The following is a 23,848-nucleotide window of genomic DNA, read 5'->3' as shown; positions in this document are numbered from 1 at the left end:
TCGAACAGCCTTGCAGGCTGTGGGGAAGGACTGGCGAAAATGGTGAACCGTTCAGCTCAATGGCGGCCCGCGTGGCCAGGCCTGTCGGCGGTCCTGCGGGACCAGCGCCAGGAATGCCCGTGTCGGGAGGAATTTGAAGGCCTGTGGGAAGCGGACGATGCTGGCAACCGCCAGGATCGTCGGCAAGGTCGGAGCCAGACGCAGGGCACACTGGTCACAGGAATGGCCGCCATGCGCCCTGTCACCGGCATCGCCGTCGCCAAACTGGCAGATGGTAACGACGGTGCCCGCGATGATGACGGTCGCGGCGCCGTCCCGGCCGCCCTCCAGCGCGAGGGCGCCACCCATGCCGTTGAGCAGCAGCCCAAGAGCAAGCAGTGCTGCAAGACATTGCCGCAGCAACGGGGCGAGGCGGGACGGAACCATGGCGGCATATGCAGCCGAGCGGCGCTTGAAAGTCAAGGCGGCGCCGTGGCGCATGAGCCGCCGCAGGGCAATTCGCGGCACGGGCGCTCAGAAATGAGCGTCCCTACCGTGCGATCAAGGCGCGCGCCGGCTTATATGGGTCCCGAAAAACAAAAATGCCGGTCTTCTCAGCTCCATCTCTTGATGGCACCGAGAAGACCGGCAGTCGTCAAAGTTCCAGAGCAAAGCGCGCATTTTAACGGTAGCGCTTCCTTGCTCTATCTCCTCGTTTCGACAGCTTCTGTGATCCAGGTCAGTTCCCGGATCGCAGAACGCTCTAGTCGTCGCGATAGACACGCTCACGACGCTCATGCCGTTCCTGGGCTTCCAGCGACAAGGTCGCGATTGGCCTGGCATCGAGGCGCTTGAGCGAGATCGGTTCACCCGTTTCCTCGCAAAAGCCGTAGGATCCGTCCTCGATGCGGGCAAGTGCCGCCTCGATCTTGGAGATCAGCTTGCGCTGACGATCCCGGGCCCGCAATTCGATGGCGCGATCCGTTTCCGAAGAGGCACGATCGGCTAGATCGGGGTGGTTCTCGTTTTCGGCCTGCAGATTGGCGATGGTATCCTGCGCCTCGCGCAGGATGTCGAGCTTCCAGGCATTGAGCTTGCGCCGGAAATAGTCCCGCTGACGCTCGTTCATGAAAGGCTCGTCGTCAGTCGGCCGATAATTGGTATCTACACTCAATGAAGTCATGTAAGAATCCCAACACTCCGCTACTGGGCGAGAGGTCTATAGTCTCAGTGACGCGCCACGACAATGATCTTCGTTGTCACCGATTCGTTGAAAACGATAAAGTTGTGCACATGGCTTAGGGGGTGGCGTCCTCCTTGCTCTTTAGAATGAGGCCGCCGGCGACATCCGTCACGCCCGGCCTCGGCAGGGCATCGAAGGGCATCGGCCGTGTCGCCAGCATTGCCGCCAGTCCGAGGCGCGCCGTAAGGATACCGTTCAGGACCCCCTCGCCCAGCTTGGCCGATATCCGCGAGGCCAAGCCGTGGCCAAGCGCCTGGCTGATCAGGGAATCACCGGCGGCCATTCCGCCGGTGACAGCGAGATTGCCGAGGGCATGGCGCAGGAGCCGCATCATGCCGAGGCCACCCGGCCGGCCGCCATAGAGCGTCGCCAGCCGCCGGATCACGCGCAGCGTCTCCGCGCTCACGAAAAACATGTCGACCAGAGCACGCGGGCTCACAGCGGTGACCAGCGACACCCGCTTGGCCGCATCGGCGATGATCTGCCGGGCCTCGGCATCGAGCGGCCCCATCAGCTCACGCTCGGTGACCCTGATCAAATCGGCGCCATCGACGATATCGCCCGCCGCCGCCTCCACCGCCGCACGGGCCCGGGCCATGCGGGGACTGGCGGCATAGAGCTTGACGAGATCACGCGACAGGCCGCGCGCCGCCTCGCGATCATCCTTGGCAATGGCCAGCATCGCCCGATCGTGCAGATGCTCGATGCGCGACAGGCGCATCAGGCCGGTCAGTTCCCGAATGGCGATGACCGCGAAAGCCAACGCCGCAAGCCCGGTCAAGGCAGCGCCGAGCCAGCCGAGCCAGTTTGCATAGGAGAAGAGATCGTCGACCAACTTGGCGAGCGACAGACCGACGGTGAGCGAGACCAGTCCGCCCACGGCCGACCAGAACAAGGTGCCCCAACGCGAACGGCGAGGCCGTTGCGGCGCGGGTTCGGCAACTTCCTCCTCGAACGCCTCCGGTTCGGGCGTCACCACCACGTGGCCGCGCCGCATCGCCGCCGCCACTGGCGTATCGGCCATCACCACATTGGGATCGTCGAGGCGGAAGGCACGCGGCTTGCGGGGTTCCGTCATTATTCACTCACGCCAGTTTATCGCCGACCAGGAATTCGAGCGCCCGATCCAGGCGAATATGGGGAAAGATCTGTCCTTCTTCCAGTCTGGGCGGGCGGAAGCGGATGAAACGATAGTCGACCCCGCCTTCCCGCAGGTTTTCGAGGCCGTTGAAGCCAGTACCCGAGAAGACCGCGTCGGGGTCCTCGGGCAATTCACCCGGAAACACCGCGATCTCGGCCTCACCGTCAAAGACCTCGTCGGCCGAGCGTTCGCCGGCCATGGGCGTGCCAATGATGCAGGGCAGGTTTTCGCGGCCCTGCTTGACGCTGGCTTCCCGCGTCGCACGGATGGAGGCGAGCGCCACCACATCTACGCTGGCGCCCGAAAAGGCGGCCCGGCCGATCGCGCCATCTGCCATCTTGCGCAGGATCGCCTCGATACGGTCATGGCTGGTGTGATGCAGATGGTCTGCCTTGGTCGCCGCGAACAGGATCTTCTGGATGCGCGGCCGGAAGATCGCCGACCACCAGCTATTGGCCCCGACCCGAAAGGCCGACAGCACCGATGTCAGGGCGGTTTCGAGATCGTGCACCGCCTGGGGACCGGCATTGAGCGCAGAAAGCGCGTCGACCAGCACGATCTGACGATCGAGCCGGGCGAAGTGATGCGTGAAGAAGGGCCGCACGATCTTGTGCTTATAGGCCTCGAAACGCCGCTCCATCATGGCATGGAGGGAGCCCGATTGTGCTTCCCCGGCCTTGGAAAGATCGAGCGGTGCAAAGGTCAGGGCCGGCGAACCTTCGAGATCGCCCGGCAGCAGGAAGCGGCCCGGCGGCAGAGTCGAGAGCGCGAAGCGCTCGTCGCGCCCAGCCTTGAGATAGGCCGTGAAGAGCGCCGCCGCCTCGCGCGCCAGGGTCTCGTTCTCCGCGGCAGCAGGATCGAGCCTGGCCAGCATGTCATGCCAGGGACCGGCGATGGCGAGACGCGATCCCTCGCGGCTGGCGGCAATCGTCTGCGCCGACCATTCGGCGTAGCTCATATTCAGCAGCGGCAGGTCGAGCAGCCATTCGCCGGGATAATCGACGATATCAAGGGTCAGCCGCGACATGCCCGTGGCAAAGCGCCGGTTCGACTGGAAATCGATGACCAGGCGCAGTTCCGAGATCTGGCGTGTAGAATCGGGCCAATGCCGCCCCGGCCCGGTGAGATCGGCGAGATGGGCCTCATAGTCAAAACGAGGCACCGTATCGTCCGGCTGTGGCGACAGCGAGGAATTGGCGATGCGACCCTCGGCCTGGGCGCGAAACACCGGCAGGCGTCCGCCCTCGACAAGGGCCTGCACCAAAGCCGTGATGAACACGGTCTTGCCGGCACGCGAAAGGCCGGTGACGCCGAGGCGGACGGTGGGATTGAAACTCGACGCGGCGAAGCCCGCCAGGCTCTTGGCCGCGATCAGCGCTTCGTCGAACACGGACATCCAGGAGGGAGCTTGTGGCGGCATGGTCCGCATCACTTAGGGGCAAGTGCGGCAAAATTCCAGCATGACAGTCGAAACGCTACAATCATGGCTGTCGCCCAGCCTGGGCATTGCCCCGCAAACCGAGGAAGGCTCGCGCCCAAAAACACCGCGGCCGGGACCGCGGACATCTTGTCCGCTCGTGGAGACAGGCGCGTGCAGGCTGGGGACTGTCAAGACACCACGTTGCGCACGAAACGCACGACGATCTCCCCGGCGTTCACATAGCTGTAGGACTGCGCGCTGTCGAAGATGAGGAAATCCCCGGCCGGGACGACGTGGTTCCCTCCTCCGGTCTCGACCGTCAGCGTCCCCTCGGTGACATAGAGCATCTCGCGCCACCCATCGGCGTCCGGCAGCGCATTGTAGCGGTCTCCCGGGCCGAGGCTCCAAATCCAGAGCTCGGCCGCCTGCCGCGCCGGAGCGGCGCCCAAGAAGGCAGCCCTGCTGCCGGGATGCGCCCCACGCCAGCCGAGTTGATCGACACGCTGATTGCCGGCCTGGCCAGGATCGCGGACGATTGCCCCGAAGTCCACGCCCAGGACTCCGGCCAGCCGGTCGAGATTGGCCAGCGAGATATTGGCGTCCCCCGCCTCCACCGCGACGATCAGCCGCCGGCTGAGGCCGCTGGTCTCGGCAAGGGCCGCCTGGCTCAACCCCGCCGCGGCGCGCAGGCGCCTGACATTGGCTCCGACATGGACGAGCACGTCCGTCATTCCACCCTCATCCCTGCCATCTTCGTCCCTTGACTGCGCAATATAATGCACATATGAATGAGCAATATAATGCGCAACAGGCAAGGCGGCAATCGGTCATGAAGATTCGCAATTTCGGCGTCGAGATCTGGATGAATGGGTATGAGAACCATTGTTCGCACAATCTGGCGGAGACTTGCGTCGAATCCCTGACGATCGCGCAATTGCTGGAGATCGCCGGCAAGCCCCAGAGCGCGCTCGACGACCTCTTGGCCATGAAGATGACCTATGGTGCCATCGAGGGCAGCGAGAGGCTGCGCGCCAGCATTGCGGCGACCTATGCCAGGCAGAAAATCGAGAATATCGTGGTGGCCCACGGCGCGATCGGCGCCAACGCCCTCGTGCACGAAACCTTGGTCGAGCCGGGCGACCGCGTGATCTCGGTGCTGCCGACCTATCAGCAGCATTATTCGATTCCTGCCAGCTATGGCGCCGACGTGCAGATCCTGAAACTGCGCGAGGAGAACGGCTTCCTGCCCGATCTCGAAGAACTGCGTCGCCTCGCCCTGCCCGGCACCAAGCTGATCGCCATCAACAATCCCAACAATCCCACGGGCGCGCTGATGGACGAGGCCTTCCTGACCGAGATCGCCGCCATCGCCCGTGCTTGCGGCGCCTATGTGCTATGTGACGAGGTCTATCGCGGCATCGACCAGGAGGGCGACGGCTTCACCGCCTCCATGGCTGATCTCTATGAGAAGGGCATCAGCACCGCCAGCATGTCCAAGGCCTATTCGCTGGCGGGCCTGCGCCTCGGCTGGATCGCTGGCCCCGTCGACCTCATCCACGCCGTCTCCATCCACCGCGACTACAACACCATCAGTGTCGGCATGATCGACGATCATTTCGCTACCATGGCGCTGGAGAACCGTGACAAGGTCCTGGCGCGCAGCCGTTCGATCGTGCGCGGCAACCTCGCCATCCTCGATGCCTGGGTCGCGGAGCAGCCGCGGATCAGCTATCTCAAGCCGCGCTCGGGCACCACGGCCCTCTTGAAATACGACCTTCCCGTCGCCTCGGAAGCCTTCTGCATCCGCCTACTGGAACGCACCGGTGTGTTGTTCACGCCCGGCAGCGCCATGGACATGGAGGGATATCTGCGCATCGGCTACGCCAATGGCAGCGCGGTCCTGCGGGAGGGCCTCACTCGCGTGAGCGAGTTTCTGAAAGAGTTCGACTAAAGCCCTGCCATAGCGAACATTATCGGCATTTCCAGCCTACCGTCGCCTCAGCACCTCCACCCGCGCGTGCGCGCTGCTGCGCCGGGCGGCCTCGGCCACCTCCCTGGAGACGATGGTCTGCCCGATCGGTGCGATAGCGATGCCGGCAAGCTTGAGGTGCTGGATGCCGAAGGGAATGCCGATGACGGTGATGAAGCAGAACAGCGCCGAGCAGACATGGCCGATCGCCAGCCAGAGGCCGGCGAAGACGAACCAGATCACGTTCCCGATCAAGCCAAAGCCGCCGGTGCCGATATCGTCCTTCTGGTAGAGCTCCCGCCGGCTGATCGCCTCGCGCCCGAACGGAAAGAAGCAGAAGTTCGAAATCGTCAGGCAGGCCCGCCCCCAAGGAATGCCGACAATGGTGATGAAGGCGAGCAGGCCGAGCAGAAACCAGGCGATACCCAGGAAGATACCACCAAAGACGAACCAGATCAGGTTTCCGATCAATCGCATCAGCCTATCCTTCCAATCCACTGAACTTGCTGCTAAATTACTCGACCTAAAACGCTCTAGCGATCCAGCGCTTTGGGCGTGAGAAACAGGGCTAGAGAGCCCTGATGACCGGCAATTTCGTTCCAGTCGTCGATCTCGAAGTCGAGAACGGCAAGGGCAGCGGTAGGAAATTTGCCGCTGAGCGGATCGGCCACAGTCCCCGCTCCTCTCGTCAGGAAAGCCGCGACCTGCTCCAGGCCGGGATTATGTCCGACGACCAGCAGGGTCCCTATCTCGGGCGCCACCGTCCGGATGACGCGCAATATCGCTTCCGGCGGCGCCTCATAGATCGCCCGCTCGAAATGCAGCGTGTGTGGGCCCAGGCTGCCCTCGATCAGGGTCAGCGTCTCGCGCGTGCGGCGCGCGGTCGAGGCGATCACATGATCAGGCAACAGGCTGCGCCGTGCGATCTCCCGCCCCATGCGCGGCGCATCACGCTGCCCCCGCGGCGCGAGCGGACGCTCATGGTCGGAAACGCCGGCGGGATAATCGGATTTCGCATGCCGCAGCAACATCAGGCGTTTCATTGATCATTCACTTAAGATTTCTTCGACAATGCAATGATTTCAGGCCGATATTCGAAATGCATGGTATCGTAATGGTACCACTTTCCGCCCCAGATAAAGCCGTGCTTTTCGAAAACCTCGACAATCTCCATCGGGATGCGGTTCTTGTAGGAGACCTTGTCCGTTTCCTTCTTGGCACCGCCCCAGCGCCAATAATCGGTGAACTTCACATTGATGTCGATCGCCGCGGCATAGGCGTGCATGCTCATGCGCGAGGTGCCGGCGATCACGCGGCAGTTGAAGGTTCCCGCCGAAGGCTTGAGATAGACGTGGAATTTGGCCGGCAGGGCCTCGAGATCACGCGAGACGGCCTCGAGCCGATCGGCAACGCCATTGGCTGTGGCCACGCGCAGCGTGCCGCCTCCCAAGCCGGGCAGCCACTGGATTGTCTTGAGCTTGACCTGCCCTTTCGTGCAGTCTCCATACATGGCATCGAACAGTGCCTGGTTGCGGGCGCGGCCGGGATCGTCGGCCGGCGTGGCCGGCTGCTTGTAATGCACCCCAAGCGTATAGGGCATGGCGAACATGTCGCGGATATCGGCCTTTTCAATGCGCTGTTCCGGCGTCTTGCTGGCGAGACCGTTCGAAAGTGCAATGTGCTGGCCGTTCTTCAGGATGAGATCCTTGGCGTCATAGCCGGCGATGAAATCGGGATAGGCCGCCACCAGGGCATCCAAGTCGGTATCGGCCAGCGCCGCCGACGCAAAGGCCGTCGAGATCACGAAAGCCAGCATTCCGGTCCGCATGACACGTCTCATTGGCCAGCCTCGGCGCGCTGGATCAGAGCGACATTGGCTTTCTCGACGGCGCTGAGTTCGATATCCCAGGTCCAGGGACGGTACCAGGAGAATTGGGAGAAATAGGCGCGCAATTGCGTGTCCTTCATATAGCGCCCACGGCGCGCATAGATCTCGTTGCGGGCTAGGCGCAATTGCTGCCCCGACAGGCCCGAAATATCGTTCCAGTTCAATCGCCTGGTCCCTGATTCCGGCAAAATGAATTCAACCTGACTGTTGCGGGGTGCAGGTGCGGGGTCAACCGGCTCCACCGCAGCCTGCTGCTGGAATTCCGGCTGCGCCTGAGGCTGAGGTTGAGGCTCGACAGCGGGTTGCGTTACAGGCTGAGAATTCGCCTGAGGTTCGACCGTTATCGCCTTGACAGGCTGAGGCGTCTCCATCTTTCCGGACATGGCGAAGGAACCGATGATGGCCTCGTTCACCCAGGGGGTCTGACTGCCCTGGGTCGACTGGTCGACATCGGCCCTGACCTGGCCGAACATCTGGCGGATGTCGAGGCCGGGCGTCTCCATATGGGCAAGCAGCGCGGTGGTGAAGGGCGAGTTGCGCCCGCTGCCATCCTGAGCCACCGAGCCCGGCGCCGTCGAAAAGGCGATCAGCGTGCCCTTGGCGGAGGAGGCGTCGAGATCGATGCGCGCCAGCCCGCGTGTACCAGCCCCCCGCGTCAGCTGGCGCGTCAGGGGATTGTCCCGGCACGAATCCAGGATCACGATCTTCACCTTCGGCGCCGCGCTGTCGACCAGTTCCAGAAGCTTGTCCAAGGACAGGGTCTGGGTATCCAGATCGAGCTCGTCCGAGATCTTGGCCGAGACCGGGACGAGGTAATTGCGCCCCTTCACCTGCACGCCATGGCCCGAATAGAACACCACCACGCTGTCGGCATGATCGGCATCGCGCAGGAACGCCCTGAGCCCGTCATTCATCGCCGACAGGTCGCCATCCTTGACCAGGGTCACCGCATAGCCGATCCGCCCCAGCGACGCCGCCATGTCGTTGGCGTCATTGGCCGGATTCACCAGCGGCGTCACCGAGCGATAGGCACTGTTGCCGATCACCAAGGCCGCCTTCTGGGCCGCCAGAGCCTCGCCCCCAACGAGCAAGCCGGCGAGCAAAAAAAGACTCCACATAAAACGTCGCATCATCATGGTCCGACCGGTCCTGCCCCACCTTGGCAGAGTATCACTTTTTGTTAACACATCGAACGCGCGAAAAGGCACATCGAGATGTGCCGGTTCCCGCCGCACAATTTTTCGGACAGATGCCTGTGGCAGGATTGTCACGCCCTCCAACCGTCTCATGATTCAAGGCAATTTCGCCGATTTCATCCTTGCAACGAAGCAGCGCTTGCGGCCATGAAGGCTGCCACCCAAGTGTTGTGTACGGGATCGGAGAGGCCGTGGATTTGCGCCAGGCAGCCGCCATTGCGAAACAATTCATGCCACGGTCGGGCAAGCCGGCCAGCCTCGCGGTTCTCGCCCTGTTTGCAGCGACCGGCACGGTTCAGGCGGGCGATGAGTCCCAGCCCATGCAATTCAGCATCGTCGCTTCTGGCAAATCCTGCCCGGGATGCGTGGTGATCAACGCCTCGGGCCAGGTCGTTGACGAAACTTCGCGAAATTTCTCTGTCTTCCTCTCGCAGAACCGCCTGAGCGGCGTCCTGCCGGCGGAACCTGCGGACGGGCAATTGCCGCCCGCCGATGCGCCGAAGGTGGTCATTGCCTTCGAATCGATCGGCGGCAAGGTGCAGCCTGCCTTGATCATGGGACGCCGCATCCGCAAGGCCGGGTGGACGACCGTGATCGGCCAGGCACGCCTTCAGCGCGGTCAGGCTATCTTCAATCAGGCGGGCTGCTTCTCAGCCTGCACCATGGTGATGCTTGGCGGCACGGCGCGTTTCGTCGTGCCCGGCTCGAAGGTGGGCGTGCATCAATTCTCGCCGCAATTCACCGACGGCGAGAGCTTTGACGCCCGCGAAATGGGGCAGATCGTGCGCGACTATGGCCGAGAGGTCGTCAGCGTCTATGATTTCGTCAAGAATATGGGGGTGAACGAAGCCTTCTTCACCACCACCCTGCGCACCCCGTTCAACAGCCTCGACGTCCTGCCCGAAAGCCAGTGGATCCCGGTCGGGGTCGCCACGGCTCTGCTGCCGGCCTCCGATGAACCTGTCACGGCTTCCAGCCTGCTTGGTGGCGGCGGGACCGACCAGCCCATGGCCGCCGTCGCCAAGCCGAGCGTGGGGCTCAAGACCTCGCCCGGCACCCCGTCGGCCAACCATGGCCGCTGGACCCTCATCCAGGCCGTGGGCCTGCCGGCAACCGCGGAATTTGCCAGCGAGCAATTCCGTGTCGCCCTCGCCTGCCGCGACAACAAGACGGCACGTCTCGAACTCTCCTTCAAGGCGCTGGCGCCACTCGATCTCGAGCGCATGCGTGCCGCTGCCGTGTCGGCCCGCTCGCTGAGGATTGCCGGACGCCAGATTGCAATCGACAGCGTTGGGGCCGCCGGAAATGGCGAACAGAGCGTTGCCGCTCTGCTCGCCGCCAAGGATGTCAAGGATCTGCCTAGAAGCGGCAATCTCACCGTTGCCGTGCTCAACAAGGCCGGTGAGCCCGTCGGCCGTTCCGAGGCAGTCCCCACCGAGGGCGCCTCGAAGACGCTCGACGACGCCATGGCTGCCTGCGGCGCTTGAATAGCGATGCGCGGGCGCGTGGGCGCCCGCTATCTCAGGACGCCAAATCCTCTCTGAGCCTCGGCTCAAGCTTCAATGTAGCTTGTCGGCGTCCCAGGCTGCCCGCATGGCATCGTCAACCGAGGCGAAATGCGACGGTACGTCGGCAGTCTCCTGGGCGGTCTCCTCGGCATGCGGCTTCTCTTCGCGAATGACCAGCACCGAGCAACCGGAATGGCGGACGATGGCGCTCGCATTGCAGCCGAGCAGGTAGGTCGCCACACTGGGTTGATGCGAACCGACCACCACGAGATCGGCATGCTGCTCCTCGGCAATTGCCAGCACTTCGTGATAGATACCGCCGATCCGCACGACGCTCTGCACCTGGCCACCCGGCAGCAACACCGTGCGGGCCAGATCGGCGAGGGATCCCTTTGCCTTTTCGGCGACTTCGCCTTCAAAGCTCACGGGCACCGTATCCAGCATCATCAAGGGCATGATCGGCACGACATGGACCAGGGTCAGCGTCGCGCCGGCGGTATCGGCAAGTTTCACTGCACTGTCGATGGCGAGTCTGGCCAATTTCAGATCCGCAATATCGACAGGAACAACGATCGACTTGAACATCTTGTCTACTCCCGTTGGCCGAGCATGACGCACAGAACAGAATAGATGCTATGGCGTCACGCCTCAGTTGAAAGAGCACGCCCCGACCGTCATCGGACGGCTGTACCTAGAGCAAAGCGCGTTTTGGTAGAAACCCGCTTTTACTCCAGTTCTTTGGTTCGACGCGTCTTTGCGATTTGAAATGCCTCCGTCAAATAGCAAAACGCTATGAATCGATATAGCGCCCCCTGACGAAATGCAAACGCCTGGGATGCCGAAAAGTTCAGAGCACGCCGAGTTTTTTCTGCAGGGAAGAGGATGAGGTTGTGTATTGGAAGGTCAGGCGTTTCTCCGGGTAGATGTAGCGGAAGGCCTTCTGCGCCATCAACGCGCCTTCATGGAAGCCCGAGAGGATGAGCTTGAGCTTACCGGGATACCAGTTGATGTCGCCGATGGCGAAAATGCCCGGCTGCGAAGTCTCGAAGGTCTCGGTGGAGACCAGCACCAATTCCTCGTTGTGCAGGTCGAGCCCCCAATCCGACACCGGCCCGAGCTTCATGGTCAGGCCGAAGAAGGGCAGCATATGCTCGACCGGCAAGGTATAGAGGTTGCCGGTATCCTCCTTGACCACGGCGCCCGAGAGCTGGCCATCCGCCCCTTCCAGGCCAACGACCTGCCCGAATTTCAGGTCCATTGCACCGGCCGCCGCCAGGGCCCGCATCTTCTCCACCGAGTGGGGAGCGGCTCGGAAGGCGTCGCGGCGGTGCATCAGCGTCACGCGCTTGGCGATGGGCTGCAGGTTCAGCGTCCAGTCGAGGGCGGAATCGCCGCCGCCGACGATGAGCACGGAGCGGCCGCGCAAAGCCTCCATCTGCCGCACGGCATAGGAGACCGACTTGCCCTCATAGGCTTCGATGCCCTCGATCGGCGGCTTCTTGGGTTGGAAGGAGCCGCCACCGGCAGCGATCACCACGGTCTTGGTCTCGAAGACGTCGCCGGCATCGGTGGTGACCCGGAACAGCGGATCACCGATGCGCTCGATCGTCGAGATCATGCGCGAGAGATGGAAGACAGGCGAGAAAGGCTCGATCTGCTTGAGCAGATTGTCGACCAGTTCCTGTCCTGTGACGATCGGGAAGCCAGGAATGTCGTAGATCGGCTTTTCCGGATAGAGCTCGGCGCACTGGCCGCCGATCTTGTCGAGAATGTCGACCACATGCACCCTGATATCGAGCAGACCGAGTTCGAATACGGAGAACAGGCCGACAGGCCCGGCGCCGACAATGAGCACGTCGGTCTTGATAATCTCAGTCATGATCTGTCCGATGGGTGGTTTAGCGCCTGCTATGGGGCAGCAAGGCTGACCAAAGTCAACGAAGCGCATCGCCTCGTCAACTCCGCAATTGCGATCAAATCAGCGCAGCTAGGGTGAGGCCACCGGAGACAGATCATGACCCGACACGAAACCAGCCTCGCTTATGCCGCTCGTATCGAGCGGGTGATGAGCCATATCGCCGAGCATCTCGACGATCGGCTCGAACTCGACGATTTGAGCGATATTGCCTGCTTCTCGTCCTATCACTTCCACCGCATCTTCGTCGCGGTCACGGGAGAGACGGTGGCGGAGGCTGTGCGGCGGTTGCGCCTGCATCGTGCCGCCGTCGAGCTCAACCGCTCGCAGCATACGCTGGCGCGCATCGCCACGCGGGCCGGCTATGGCTCGGTGGCGGCGTTCACCCGCGCCTTCTCGACGGCCTATGGCTCGCCGCCAGCCGCCTATCGGCGTGACGGCCAGGATCTGCGCCCGGTCCTCCAGCAATCAGGATCTCAAGCCATGACCCGTGCCACCGCCTTGCGCGAAGCCCTGCATTACAACGTCGCCATCGAGGATATTCCGAAACTCAGGCTGGTCACCCTGCCCCATCGTGGCGACTATCAGAAGATCGGCGCAAGCTTCGAGCGCCTGTTCGCCTGGGCCGGCGGCAACGGCCTGCTGCGATCGGGAGCGCGGATGATCGGCATCTATTATGACGATCCCGACAGCAAGCCTCTCGCCGAATTGCGCTCCGAGGCCGGCTTGGCCGTGCCGGAAGACAGCCCGCTCGGCCCCGACATGGCCTGGCGCGAGGTCGGCGGCGGCCCGGTGGCACGGCTGGTGCACAAGGGGCCCTATGCCGATCTCGATGTCGCCTATGCCTATCTTTATCACAGCTGGCTGCCGCATTCCGGGCGTCAGCCGGGCGATGCGCCCTGCTTCGAGGAGTATCTCAACGATCCCCGCGGCGCACCGCCTTCCGAATGGCTGACGGCCGTGAACCTGCCCTTGAGATAGTGCCCTCCTGGCTCAGAGCAGCTCGAAAAGGCTGTAGACTGGCCCTCCCGGCCGCCGGTCGCCGACACCCACGGCAAGGATACGGTTGAGCCAATCGTAGTTCGGCGTAGCGGTTTCGAATGCCGCGCTGATGCGGAAATAGTAGTCGGCCGGGTCAACCCGGCCGCCCTTGGCCAGTTCAGCCATCAAGGCAGAAGGACCGTGCCGCAGCCCACGATAGGACATGCCGATCAGGGCTCCATCGGTGGTCTTGAGGATCAATCGCACGTCCAGTGTCGTGCAGCCGTCCTGCCGCATGATCTGCCAGTCGCTGCCGCCCTCGAGCACCTCACCGGACAATCGCTCGCCTTCGAAACGGCCGCCAGCGACGACACCGACACGCCGATCGCCGTTCGGCGTCGTCCCGAAACCGATCGGCTTTGCTACGTCGAGCTCGATCACGAAAAGGGGCTTGGTTCGGATGCCTTTCAGCGCATCGGGCAGTCCGTCGAAGGATGGAAAGGACATTTCGAACCACTCCTTGCCAAAGCGTCTTGCCACTTGCCGGAAGCACTTCAAATCGCAAAGACGCGTGAAAATATTGAGTTAGAGAAAAGTGGGGCTCGGAAAAACCGCGCCTCGCTCGTGGGAAGCAACGGATCGCCCGCCTTTGAGGCGTGGCCATTCTCAGGGGAGATGTCCGGCGGAAACAAGCCGTCGCCCGCTCACCCCTCGTAGCTCACGACGATCTCGCCGATCCCCTCGCAGCTGCCGCGCAGAGTGTCGCCGGGTTTCACCGAGCTGACGCCGGCGGGCGTGCCTGTCATCAGGAGGTCGCCGGGCGCCAGCGCCACATAGCGCGACAGATAGGCGATGGCCTCCGGCACCGACCAGATCATCTGCGACAGGTCTCCCGATTGCTGCACCTTGCCATTGACCGTCACCTCGATCCTGCCCTTGCCGGGGTGGCCGATGCGCGCAGCTGGCACGATGGCGCTGATCGGGCACGACTGGTCGAAGCCCTTGGCAAGTTCCCAGGGCCTGGACAGTTTCTTCGCCTCGGCCTGGATGTCCCGGCGGGTCATATCGAGGCCGACGGCATAGCCATAGACATGGTCGAGCGCCCATTCGACGGGAACGTCCCGTCCCGCCTGTCCGATGGCCACCACCAGTTCGATTTCGTGATGCAGGTCCGCGGTCTGGCTCGGAAACGGCAGCAGGCCGCCCGGATTGACGGTGTCGGCAGGCTTGGCGAAGAAGAAGGGCGGCTCGCGCGTGGGATCAGCGCCCATCTCGCGGGCATGGTCGGCGTAGTTACGCCCCACACACCAGATGCGGCGCACCGGAAAGACGGCGGTTTCACCGGAGACCGCAACGAAGGCCTGTGGTGGCGGTTCAATGACATAGTCCATTGCAAAATCTTCCTGGTTTAATGAGAAAGCTCCGGCTCATCGGGCGGACGAGCGAAAGTCAGTCGAACACTTCCCTCAACCGCTTGACGATATCGGCCACACCGAACCTGACGGGGTCCGTCGTGGGCAGCCCCTCGGCTTCGGCGATATCGGCCAGGCAGGACCTCGCAGCAGCCTCGTCCAGGGCCTGGGTGTTGACGGCGATGCCGATGCATTGAATGCCCGGATTGGTGAGGTGGCCATTGGCGATGGTAGCGTCGATGACGGCGCGAATGCTCGGCAAGGCGGCAGGCACGCCGCGCATGGTCCTGCGGGTCGGTTCATGGCAGACGACGAAGGCGTCGGGCTGGGCACCATGCAGCAGCCCAAGGGTCACACCGGCGAAGGAGGGGTGAAACAAGCTGCCCTGCCCTTCGATCACGTCCCAATGATGGGGATCGGCATCCGGACTGATCCATTCGGCGGCACCGGAGATGAAATCGGCCACCACCGCGTCCACGGCAACGCCGCGCCCTGAAATCAGGATACCGGTCTGGCCCGTAGCGCGGAAATCGGCGTCGAGCCCTTGGGCCCGCATCTCCCGCTCCAGCGCGAGGGCGGTGTACTTCTTACCCACCGAACAATCGGTACCGACGGTGAGCAGCCGCAGGCCGCTGCGCTTGGTGCCCTTGCCGGTGGCGAAACTCCGGCTCGGGATACGCACGTCGTGGAGCTGCCGGCCATGACGCCGGGCGGCTTCGGCAATCTGCGGAAACTCCTCCAGCCTGCGATGCAGGCCCGAGGCGACATCGAGCCCGGCCTCGAGCGCCTCGACGATCACGCTGATCCAGTGCTCCGGCAGGACGCCACCGGCATTGACCACGCCGATCACCAGGGTCTGGGCACCACGCCCGACGCCCTCGGCAATGCCGAGGTCCTCCAGTCCCAGATCCGCCCGGCACCCGGGCAGGCGCAACTGGCCGACACACCAATCCCGGCGCCAGTCGACGATACCCGCCGCAGTCTTGGCGGCAAGCTGATCGGCCACGTCGCCGACGAACATCAGATAGGGCTTTTCGATTTGCATGGGACGGCGACCTTCCTGAAGACCTGCGCGCAGTGGTTGCCGGGTCGCACTCTCACACGCTATCCTGTTGACTGCACAGAAATATTGGCAAAGCGACACGGGGCTTTTTGCGCATCATGCCTGAGAGATTAGTATGACCTGCAGTGATTCCCCCGCAAGAGCCCGTTTCCTAACTTGAAGCCCGAGTCGGACATAGACAACAGCGATCTGACCCAGGCGGGTCCTGCCAGGCTGGCCCCGACGGGCGCCTGGGTCGCGCGCAATTCGCGGCATCTGGAAAAGCTCTCCGCCATCATGATCAAGGCCGCGCCCGCCAATACGGTGGTGGAATTCGACCTGTCCGGCGTCTCCCAGCTCGACACGCTCGGCGGTGTCGTCATCGAGAATATCCGGGCAGCCTTCGGTGCGCGCAACTCCACACTCGAGATCACCAACGCCACTAAAGAGCAGGCGATCCTGCTGGCGGAGATCGCGGCCCAGAACATCACAGCGCTCCCCCAGCCGCCGGAAGCGCATCATCTCATCGAGCTCCTGGCCGATCTCGGCCAATCCATGCGCCGGATCATGCATGACGCCGTGAACATGAACGCGTTCCTCGGCGAGACCATGCGCGCGATCGGGCGCCTGATCGCGGCGCGTACGCGCTTTCGCGGGGCCGCGGTGGTGAACCAGATCGAGCTGATCGGCCTGCGCGGCGTGCCGATCATCGCCCTGATCTCCTTTCTGGTCGGTGCCATCCTGTCCCAGCAGATGATCCTGCAGCTGAGCTATTATGGCGCACAGCTCTACGTGGTCCCCGCCCTGGCCGCGTTGATGTTCCGCGAGGTCGGCCTGTTGCTCGCAGCCATCATGGTGGCGGGGCGCTCGGGTTCGGCGATCACGGCCGAACTCGGCTCCATGAAGATGCGCGAGGAGATCGACGCCATGCACGTCATGGGCATCGATCCCATGGAGGTCCTGGTCATTCCGCGCATCCTCGCCTTGATCATAGCCCTGCCGATGCTGACGTTTCTGGCGGCAATGGCGGGTACATTCGGCGGCGCGTTGGTGGCCTGGGGGTATGGCGGCATCACGCCGACCACCTTTCTGCAGAATTTGCGAGATTCGATGACCATGCACACTTTCCTGGTCGGCCTGATCAAGGCGCCCGTCATGGCCCTGATGATCGGCATCACCGCCTGCATCGAAGGCTTCAAGGTGCAAGGATCGGCGGAATCGCTGGGACGTCAGACCACTGCCTCGGTGGTCAAGTCGATGTTCATCGTCATCGTGGTCGACGGCATCTTCGCCATGTTCTTCACTTCGATCAACTTCTGACCATGGCCCCCCCCGATCCCCCCGGCCAGACCATCATCTCCGCCCGCGACGTGCGGGTGACCTTTGGCACCCGCTTCATCCTCGACGGCCTCAGCCTCGACGTCTATCGCGGCGAGATCCTCGGCGTCGTCGGCGCCTCGGGTACCGGCAAATCCGTGCTGATGCGCACCATCATCGGCCTGGCGCCACTCTATTCGGGCGAGATCGAGGTGTTCGGCCAGGACTATCTCGGCTTGCGCCCACGCGACCAGCAACGTATTGCCCGGCGCTGGGGGGTGCTGTTCCAGCAAGGCGCCCTGTTCTCCTCCCTGACAGTGAAGCAGAACATCCAGGTGCCGATGCGCGAATATCTCAAGCTCTCGCCCAAGCTCCTGGACGAGCTTGCCATGCTGAAGATCGCGCTGGTCGGGTTGAAGCCGGATGCCGCGGACAAAAGACCATCCGAACTATCCGGCGGCATGATCAAGCGCGCGGCGCTGGCGCGCGCCCTCGCTCTCGATCCCGATCTGGTTTTTCTCGACGAACCAACCTCCGGCCTTGATCCCATCGGCGCCGGTGAATTCGACGAATTGATCGCCACGCTCAGGCAGACACTCGGCCTCACCGTCTATATGGTGACGCACGACCTCGACAGCCTCCACACCATCTGCGATCGCATCGTGGCGGTTGGCGAGGGCCGCGTGTTGGCTCAAGGCCCGATGGAGACCATGCTCGCTTCCGACCACCCCTGGCTGCGTGCCTATTTTCATGGCCCCCGAGCCCGCGCAGCCCTGGCGACTGCCAGCAATGGCGCCAAGAATCCGAGCTGAACATGGAAACACGCGCTCACAATGCCCTGATCGGCCTGTTCACCCTGGCAGTCGTCGCCGCGGCACTCGGCTTCGTGATCTGGTTCGCCCGTATCAGCGAGAGCCAGACCGTCAGGCGTTTCCAGGTGGATTTCGCCGGCTCCGTCACCGGCCTCACCGTCGGGTCGAGCGTCACCTTCAATGGCATCCGGGTCGGACAGGTCGAAACGCTTGAGATCAACCCCAACAATCCCTCGGGTGTGATCGCCGTCATCAGCGTGCGCGACAAGACCCCGGTGAAAGTGGACACCTCGGCACGGCTGGAATTCACCGGCATCACTGGTGGCGCCAATATCCAGCTCTATGGTGGCAAGCCAGATACGGAGGATCTCAAGCCCAAGGAAGGTCAGCAATATGCCGTGATCCAGGCCCAGCGCTCGGAATTGCAGAATCTGGTGGACGGCGCGCGCGACACCATCACCCAGGCAGCTTCGACCATGAACCGGCTGGATGGCTGGATCAGCCAAAACGAGGCCAACGCCACGGCGACCATCCAGAACGTCCAGACCTTCACCAAGGCGCTTGCCGACAATTCGGCCAATGTTTCCGAATTCCTGCACAGCACCGGCGAAGCCGCCAAGAGCATCAAGCGCGTGGCTGACAATCTCAACGGCATGTCATCCGACCTGCAGGCCTTGATCAAGGCGGTCTCGCCCGAGAAGATCGATCATATCGTCACCAATATATCTCAGGCGTCCGACCAGCTGACCGCCTTCACGCGGGCCTTCGACGCCGCCAAGGCGCAGGCTGCCGTCGACAATATTACCGCCTTCACCAAGACGCTGGCCGACAGCCGCGAGCCGCTGCAGGCCTTCGCCACCAACGCCTCCTCGTTGACGGCGCAGCTCAATGCGATGGCACCCAAGCTCGATGCGGGCCTTGAGAACATCAACCGCATCACCGCTGCGGTCGACAGCGCGAAGGTCAACCAGGTGGTCGACAATGTCGCCGCCTTCACCGGCGCGCTCGGCCAGAACGCCGACGAAATCACGGCCTTCGTCAAGGATGCCCGCAGGATTTCCGGTGACCTCGCGGCGATGACACCCAAGCTCGCAGCCGCCTTCGACAGCTTCAACAGGGTCGCGACCGCTATCGATCCGGCCAAGATCGACGACGTCGTCACCAATGTGAACAAGTTTGCCGCCACTCTCGGCGATTCCAGCACCCAGGTCCGCCAGGTCGTCGCCGACGCCGGCGAGATCTCCAAGAAGCTCAACCGCGCGGCCGATCAACTCGACGGCATCATGAAGAACATCACCGCCATGACTTCGGGCCAGGGCGGCCAGGGCATGTTCGCCGAGATCACCGAAGCAGCCAAAGCCATTCGCCAATTTGCCACCAATCTCGACGCCCGTACCGCGGCATTGGCGAAGAATCTCGATCAGTTCACCGGCGCCGGCCTGCGGGATTATCGGCAATTGGCCGTTGACGGGCAGAAGACCCTGCAAAACCTGCAGCGGACCCTCAACGGCCTGCAGCGCAATCCACAACAGCTGATCTTCGGGCCGAAATCGAATATCCCTGATTACAAGGGTAAATGATATGCGTGGTGCCGGTATGCGTTCCCTCTTCGACTCACTGCCCGCTCATTCGGCGAAGGCCCTGGTCCTGTCAGCAGCCCTGCTCGCCGGAGGATGCTCCACGCTCGCTGGCTCGCCGCCGCCCGCAACCTATGACCTCAGTGCTCCCCGGGATGTCGAAGCGCGCGGCAACAGCCGTGCCCAGATCATGGTCGCCGAGCCCACCGCCCTTCAGGCCATCAACAGCGACCGCATCCTGGTGCATAGCGCCAACAGCCAGATCTCCTATCTGCCCGGGGCCCAGTGGGCCGATCGCCTGCCCCTTCTGGTTCAGGCCCGCCTGATCCAGACCTTCGAGAACGCCCACCGCATCGGCACGGTGGGACGGCCTGACGACAAGTTCACGCCGGATGCCCTGCTGGTTACGGAACTGCGTGATTTCCAGATCGATACCGGCGCTTCGCCTATTGCCGTGGTGACTGTTGCCGCTCGCGTGGTCAGCCAGAAATCGGGGCGCATCGTCGCCGCCAATCTGTTTTCCGCCCGCGTCCCCGCCGCCGGCCTGAGCGGTCAGCAGGCTTCCGGCACTCTCGATCAGGCGTTGCGCAAAGTGCTGGTCGAGATTGTGGCCTGGACGACGAGCAAGGCATCCTTGGCTTCATAATTTAAGTTAAACTTCAATCGCAACCGATTGAAATAAAAAACTTATCCAAAAATCACCCAATACTCTGCCCCCATCTCGCAACATGCGAGGGCAAGATTCAGCTGAACAGGGCCGCCTTCTTGATGAAAGGCATGGCCTCGATTTCGCCAAGGGTCACACGGGGCGCGAGTTCCCGTGGCTGCGCTGCGGCGGCGGGCTTGTGTGCGACGACCATGACTTCGTGGTCGATCGTCGCCTCCGGCTCGAGCCTGAGAGGAGCGGTGAAGATCGACTGTTCCTCCTCCACAGGTTCCTCATCGATGAAGGTCACCAGGCCAGAGGGAGGCGCCGGCTCGAGCGCTTCCTCCACTACGGCCACCATATCGAGTACCTTGTCCTGATCGCCTTCCCCTGTCGAGAAACCGGCTGCGATTTCGCTCTTGCCTGAGATCGCAGCCCATTTGTCGAGACGATGCCGGGCTGTCTCCTCCCCGGCCGCCAATTCCTTGTGCCAGCGCTGGGTGGCAAGGTGATTGGCCGGCAAGATCAGTTCCTGGCGCGGCACGTCCAGCGTCAGCAGCGCCTCGGTTGCCTCCTCGTCGAGCTCAAGGATCGGAAAGAGTTCGCCAGGCTCCGCCTCACCGACGCCGGACGCGAAAACAACCTCGCTTTGCATCGTGGCAGCGGTCGGGACCTCGGGCTCAACCTGCTCGTCGGTGACCTGCGCGAACGAGACATCCGTGCTGTCCTGGCTCGCCAGTTCCGGCGGCAGTCCCAACGCTGCGATCTCGGTCGCCGCGAGTTCGAGCCTTTCCCAACCCCGATCGATTCCGGCGACTTCAGGCTCGGCGGCATCAGACCCGACTTCGGAATCGGCTTCGATGCCGTCGTCTATTGTTGATGCATCATTCTTGCCGAAAATCGGCGTCGACATTTCGGAATGATGCTCCAGCCTCTCATCCGCCTCAATCGAACCCGGTTCGGTAGATGAAAATGCCACCGCCGCGGGGGCTGTTTCCTCGACTGTCAAGACAGGCTTGGAAGCGCCAATCCCCGGCTCACCTTGCACGGGCTCGGCAATCGTCCGGGGGGAAAGGTCGACCGCATCCGATCCGATTTGGGGCTCGGATACGTTGCCGTCGGTCATTATTGTCGCATCGTTTTCCCCGAAAATCGGGGCCCTCTTTTCGGCATGATGCTCCAGCGTTGTGGGCAAAGGTTGCGCTGACGCCGATGCCGCCTTGGAGGCGGCATCCACGGTCGCCGGTGCCGATTGGGCGGCCGCGATTGCCTGCGCGATGTCGGCCATACCACGTGTAACCTCGTCGCGCGCATCCAGAGCTACGGAGCTCTGGACAAGGCGTTCGAGACGGCGGATTGCCGTCAGCACGGCTTCGGTGTCGGCGTTGCGGTTGCGGCGAGCATATTCGGCCAGGAACCAGCGCCCCCGCGCTGTCTCCATCACGGCCGCTTCGATGGCGCCGTAATCCTCTTCGCTGAGCAGCGGTTCGGGCGAAAGCGATTGCATCAAATGGCCCTCGTCAACTGGCACAGGCGGGCGTAAGAGAATCAACGAATCGTCGTTCTCTTGATTCTTCCCCCATATAAGCCAAAGCGCCCGCCGGGAGCCAATCCTGAGCGGTGTTTTCCCCCGATGTCGCTGATTTCCTTCAAGGATTGGAGCGCCTCACGCAAATCTGCGATTGCAGCCAGCGTGACCTACGCTCTCTTGCTCGCCGGACCTGGCGTCTACACGCCCTTCTTTCCGCTCTGGCTGGTCGAGCGCGGCTTCAATGCCAGCGATATGGGCCTGCTTCTGGCCATCCCCATGCTGATGCGGGTGAGCTCGGCTCCCTTCGCCTGGATCGGCGATGGCCCGCTTGGCCCGCGCCGCACCTTTCTGTTCATGGTCTGCTGCGCGGCCTTCGGCTATGCCGGCCTCACCTTCGCCGAAAGCTTCACCGCGGTTGCCATCAATCTGGCCATCGCCTTTGCCTTCGTCGCCGCCACCACGCCTTTGCTCGACACCATCGTTCTCGGCGGCGTCAGCCTGCATGGCCATAAATATGGCCAGATCCGGCAATGGGGCTCACTCGCCTGGCTCGTCTCCGGCCTCACCGCCGGCCTAGTGCTGAAACATCTGCCGATCACTACCGTGCCGCCGATCCTGGCGATCCTGGCGGCGCTCACGGTTTTCGCGGGCCTGTCGCTACCGGACGACCGTAGCCGCGGTCGGCGGCTGATCATGCGCCCTGCGTCCGATGGGACATCGCCGCCGCTCCAGTTGATGATCGTCTTCGTCGCCGGCATCGCCTGCCTGCAGGGCGCTCACGCTTTTCTCTATAGCTTCGGCACGCTGATCTGGCAGGACCAGGGCTTTTCCTCCTTGCAGATCGGCGTGCTCTGGGCCATCGGCGTAGTGCTGGAGACCAGCATCTTCCTATTCGGGAGCAATATTGCCGGGCGGCTCGGTCCCTACCGGCTGATCCTGTTCGGTGGCGTCATCGGCATCATGCGCTGGATACTGCTGGGCCTTGCCCCCGCCAACGGCTTCGCCGTGGCGGGACTTCAGGCCCTGCACGGCTTTTCCTTCGCCTGCGTACATCTGGCCACCATGGGCTGGGTCGCACGCTTTACGCGCAATCCCTCGGCGCGCCAGGGCGTGGTCGCCTCGGTCATCGGCATCGGCCTCACCCTCGGCACCGTGCTGTCGGGCGAGCTATACGGGCTGTTCTCGGCCCATGGCTATTTTGCCATGGCCCTGATCGCCATGATCGGCACGGGCCTGGTGGTCTTCGCCGGCGCGATCGAGCGCAAAGGAACTGATCGCCAAGGCGCTCAGCCCCAGAGCCCGGCCTCGGGCGGATAGACGGTGCTGCCGTCATAGCGCAGACCGGGCTCCCGGTCGCCGGCGAGCAATAGCGGTCCGTCGAGATCAACGACAACAGCCTGGCCGGCGAGCAGCAGTGCCGGCGCCATGGCCAGGGACGTACCGACCATGCAGCCGATCATCAGGTCGAGGTCCAGGGAACGGGCCTGCTCGGCCAGCGCGATGGCTTCGGTGAGGCCGCCCGTCTTGTCGAGCTTGATGTTGATGGCGTCATAACGCCCCTTGAGCCCCGACAGCGATGCGCGATCATGCAAGGATTCATCGGCGCAAACGGGCACGATCCGCTCCACCTGCGCGAGGGCGCCGTCATCGCCGGCCGGCAAGGGTTGCTCGATCAGGGTGACGCCGGCTTGCGCACAGGCGCGCAGATTGGCAACCAGATTGTCGGCCCGCCAGCCTTCATTGGCATCGATGATCAATTGTGACCGCGGGGCATAGCGACGGACGGCGCCGATGCGCGCGGCGTCATCGGTGGTGCCGAGCTTGACCTTGAGCAAAGGCCGATGGGCTGCCTTGGCCGCGGCCTCCGCCATCGCCTCCGGCTCGCCCAGCGAAATCGTATAAGCCGTGGTCACCGGGCCGGGCTCGGTCAGGCCCGCCATGCGCCAGGCCGGCTTGCCGGCAAGCTTGGCCTCCAGATCCCACAAGGCGCAGTCAATGGCGTTGCGGGCGGCGCCGGCCGGAACGAGATCCTGGAGAGCGGCACGCGACAGTCCGGCCTCGATCGCCGGACGCTGTGCCTCGATGGCCTGAACCACGCCTTCCACCGTTTCGCCATAGCGTGCATAGGGCACGCATTCCCCGCGTCCTAACAGGCCATCACGGGCGATCTCCACGACGACCACAACGGCCTCGGTCTTGGATCCACGGGCGATGGTGAAGACATTGGCGAGCGGCCAGCGCTCGACGGCGAGGGAAAGACGCGTGGCCATG

At 63.2% G+C, this 23,848-nt stretch carries 24 protein-coding genes; 8 read left to right on the top strand and 16 right to left on the bottom strand.

Annotated features, from left to right (window positions below; translation table 11 throughout):
• Positions 1-51: 51 nt before the first annotated feature.
• From ACZYTC_RS07345 to ACZYTC_RS07325, 5 genes are all read right to left on the bottom strand, one after another.
• On the bottom strand, positions 52-426 hold the full coding sequence (locus tag ACZYTC_RS07345; protein ID WP_488989220.1) for a hypothetical protein: 375 nt from the start codon (positions 424-426) through the stop codon (positions 52-54).
• A 316-nt stretch (positions 427-742) separates the two neighbouring features.
• Entirely contained in the window at positions 743-1,162 is a 420-nt protein-coding gene (gene dksA / locus ACZYTC_RS07340; protein WP_068290966.1) for an RNA polymerase-binding protein DksA, read from the bottom strand.
• Positions 1,163-1,277: 115 nt separating this feature from the next.
• Positions 1,278-2,300 carry a YcjF family protein gene (locus ACZYTC_RS07335; RefSeq protein WP_488989219.1) on the bottom strand — a complete coding sequence of 341 codons (1,023 nt, stop codon included), beginning with the start codon at positions 2,298-2,300 and terminating at the stop codon, positions 1,278-1,280.
• A gap of 7 nt (positions 2,301-2,307) precedes the next feature.
• Positions 2,308-3,783: a YcjX family GTP-binding protein gene (locus ACZYTC_RS07330; RefSeq protein ID WP_488989218.1), complete on the bottom strand. Its 1,476-nt coding sequence runs from the start codon at positions 3,781-3,783 to the stop codon at positions 2,308-2,310.
• A 188-nt stretch (positions 3,784-3,971) separates the two neighbouring features.
• Positions 3,972-4,514: a helix-turn-helix domain-containing protein gene (locus tag ACZYTC_RS07325; RefSeq protein ID WP_488989217.1), complete on the bottom strand. Its 543-nt coding sequence runs from the start codon at positions 4,512-4,514 to the stop codon at positions 3,972-3,974.
• Between the two features lie 98 nt (positions 4,515-4,612).
• Here ACZYTC_RS07325 and ACZYTC_RS07320 point away from each other — a divergent pair, with 98 nt between their 5' ends.
• Positions 4,613-5,734, top strand: coding sequence for an aminotransferase (locus ACZYTC_RS07320; RefSeq protein ID WP_434956714.1), 1,122 nt, complete (start codon positions 4,613-4,615; stop codon positions 5,732-5,734).
• A gap of 36 nt (positions 5,735-5,770) precedes the next feature.
• Here the strand turns inward: ACZYTC_RS07320 and ACZYTC_RS07315 are convergent, their stop codons facing one another.
• From ACZYTC_RS07315 to ACZYTC_RS07300, 4 genes are read right to left on the bottom strand one after another with little or no spacing between them, the layout of a single operon-like run.
• The gene (locus ACZYTC_RS07315; RefSeq protein WP_434956715.1) at positions 5,771-6,229 is read right to left on the bottom strand and encodes a YccF domain-containing protein; all 459 of its coding nucleotides are present in this window, start codon (positions 6,227-6,229) and stop codon (positions 5,771-5,773) included.
• 56 nt (positions 6,230-6,285) lie between these two features.
• A complete protein-coding gene (locus ACZYTC_RS07310) occupies positions 6,286-6,795 on the bottom strand; it encodes a SixA phosphatase family protein (protein ID WP_441771909.1) in 510 nt (169 codons plus the stop codon).
• A gap of 11 nt (positions 6,796-6,806) precedes the next feature.
• Positions 6,807-7,580 carry a M15 family metallopeptidase gene (locus ACZYTC_RS07305; RefSeq protein WP_434956717.1) on the bottom strand — a complete coding sequence of 258 codons (774 nt, stop codon included), beginning with the start codon at positions 7,578-7,580 and terminating at the stop codon, positions 6,807-6,809.
• Between the two features lie 8 nt (positions 7,581-7,588).
• Entirely contained in the window at positions 7,589-8,743 is a 1,155-nt protein-coding gene (locus tag ACZYTC_RS07300; RefSeq protein ID WP_488989216.1) for a caspase family protein, read from the bottom strand.
• A gap of 284 nt (positions 8,744-9,027) precedes the next feature.
• Between ACZYTC_RS07300 and ACZYTC_RS07295 the strand changes: the two genes are divergently transcribed.
• The gene (locus ACZYTC_RS07295) at positions 9,028-10,323 is read left to right on the top strand and encodes a hypothetical protein (protein WP_488989215.1); all 1,296 of its coding nucleotides are present in this window, start codon (positions 9,028-9,030) and stop codon (positions 10,321-10,323) included.
• 72 nt (positions 10,324-10,395) lie between these two features.
• On the opposite strand, the gene ACZYTC_RS07290 is transcribed toward ACZYTC_RS07295, so the two are convergent.
• Positions 10,396-10,929: a universal stress protein gene (locus ACZYTC_RS07290; RefSeq protein ID WP_441773969.1), complete on the bottom strand. Its 534-nt coding sequence runs from the start codon at positions 10,927-10,929 to the stop codon at positions 10,396-10,398.
• Positions 10,930-11,191: 262 nt separating this feature from the next.
• Positions 11,192-12,223, bottom strand: coding sequence for an NAD(P)/FAD-dependent oxidoreductase (locus ACZYTC_RS07285; RefSeq protein ID WP_441773968.1), 1,032 nt, complete (start codon positions 12,221-12,223; stop codon positions 11,192-11,194).
• Between the two features lie 135 nt (positions 12,224-12,358).
• Here ACZYTC_RS07285 and ACZYTC_RS07280 point away from each other — a divergent pair, with 135 nt between their 5' ends.
• A complete protein-coding gene (locus tag ACZYTC_RS07280) occupies positions 12,359-13,240 on the top strand; it encodes an AraC family transcriptional regulator (RefSeq protein WP_441773967.1) in 882 nt (293 codons plus the stop codon).
• Positions 13,241-13,252: 12 nt separating this feature from the next.
• Here the strand turns inward: ACZYTC_RS07280 and ACZYTC_RS07275 are convergent, their stop codons facing one another.
• From ACZYTC_RS07275 to dgcN, 3 genes are all read right to left on the bottom strand, one after another.
• Positions 13,253-13,747, bottom strand: a complete 495-nt coding sequence (locus ACZYTC_RS07275) for a DUF3237 domain-containing protein (protein WP_441773966.1) — start codon at positions 13,745-13,747, stop codon at positions 13,253-13,255.
• 197 nt (positions 13,748-13,944) lie between these two features.
• Positions 13,945-14,631 carry a fumarylacetoacetate hydrolase family protein gene (locus tag ACZYTC_RS07270; protein WP_441773965.1) on the bottom strand — a complete coding sequence of 229 codons (687 nt, stop codon included), beginning with the start codon at positions 14,629-14,631 and terminating at the stop codon, positions 13,945-13,947.
• Positions 14,632-14,689: 58 nt separating this feature from the next.
• Complete coding sequence (dgcN, locus tag ACZYTC_RS07265; protein ID WP_434956725.1) at positions 14,690-15,697, bottom strand: N-acetyltransferase DgcN; 1,008 nt, start codon at positions 15,695-15,697, stop codon at positions 14,690-14,692.
• Between the two features lie 174 nt (positions 15,698-15,871).
• Here dgcN and ACZYTC_RS07260 point away from each other — a divergent pair, with 174 nt between their 5' ends.
• Genes ACZYTC_RS07260 through ACZYTC_RS07245 form a run of 4 tightly spaced genes read left to right on the top strand, consistent with a single transcriptional unit; the run spans position 15,872 to position 20,046 of the window.
• Positions 15,872-17,014, top strand: a complete 1,143-nt coding sequence (locus ACZYTC_RS07260) for an MlaE family ABC transporter permease (RefSeq protein WP_441773964.1) — start codon at positions 15,872-15,874, stop codon at positions 17,012-17,014.
• A gap of 2 nt (positions 17,015-17,016) precedes the next feature.
• Entirely contained in the window at positions 17,017-17,823 is an 807-nt protein-coding gene (locus tag ACZYTC_RS07255) for an ABC transporter ATP-binding protein (RefSeq protein WP_441773963.1), read from the top strand.
• A gap of 2 nt (positions 17,824-17,825) precedes the next feature.
• A complete protein-coding gene (locus ACZYTC_RS07250) occupies positions 17,826-19,403 on the top strand; it encodes an MlaD family protein (RefSeq protein ID WP_441773962.1) in 1,578 nt (525 codons plus the stop codon).
• Position 19,404: 1 nt separating this feature from the next.
• Positions 19,405-20,046, top strand: a complete 642-nt coding sequence (locus ACZYTC_RS07245) for an ABC-type transport auxiliary lipoprotein family protein (RefSeq protein WP_434956729.1) — start codon at positions 19,405-19,407, stop codon at positions 20,044-20,046.
• Between the two features lie 97 nt (positions 20,047-20,143).
• Here ACZYTC_RS07245 and ACZYTC_RS07240 read toward each other — a convergent pair whose 3' ends face one another.
• The gene (locus ACZYTC_RS07240) at positions 20,144-21,553 is read right to left on the bottom strand and encodes a hypothetical protein (RefSeq protein ID WP_441773961.1); all 1,410 of its coding nucleotides are present in this window, start codon (positions 21,551-21,553) and stop codon (positions 20,144-20,146) included.
• Between the two features lie 126 nt (positions 21,554-21,679).
• Between ACZYTC_RS07240 and ACZYTC_RS07235 the strand changes: the two genes are divergently transcribed.
• A complete protein-coding gene (locus ACZYTC_RS07235) occupies positions 21,680-22,894 on the top strand; it encodes an MFS transporter (protein WP_441773960.1) in 1,215 nt (404 codons plus the stop codon).
• Here the strand turns inward: ACZYTC_RS07235 and dgcA are convergent.
• Complete coding sequence (dgcA, locus tag ACZYTC_RS07230) at positions 22,864-23,847, bottom strand: N-acetyl-D-Glu racemase DgcA (RefSeq protein WP_441773959.1); 984 nt, start codon at positions 23,845-23,847, stop codon at positions 22,864-22,866. The two genes, ACZYTC_RS07235 and dgcA, sit on opposite strands and share 31 nt — an antisense overlap.
• Between the last annotated feature and the right edge of the window lies 1 nt (position 23,848).

The sequence above is a fragment of the Labrys sp. F242 genome, from assembly GCF_057813875.1.
This window is presented reverse-complemented; position numbering and strand designations above follow the sequence as displayed.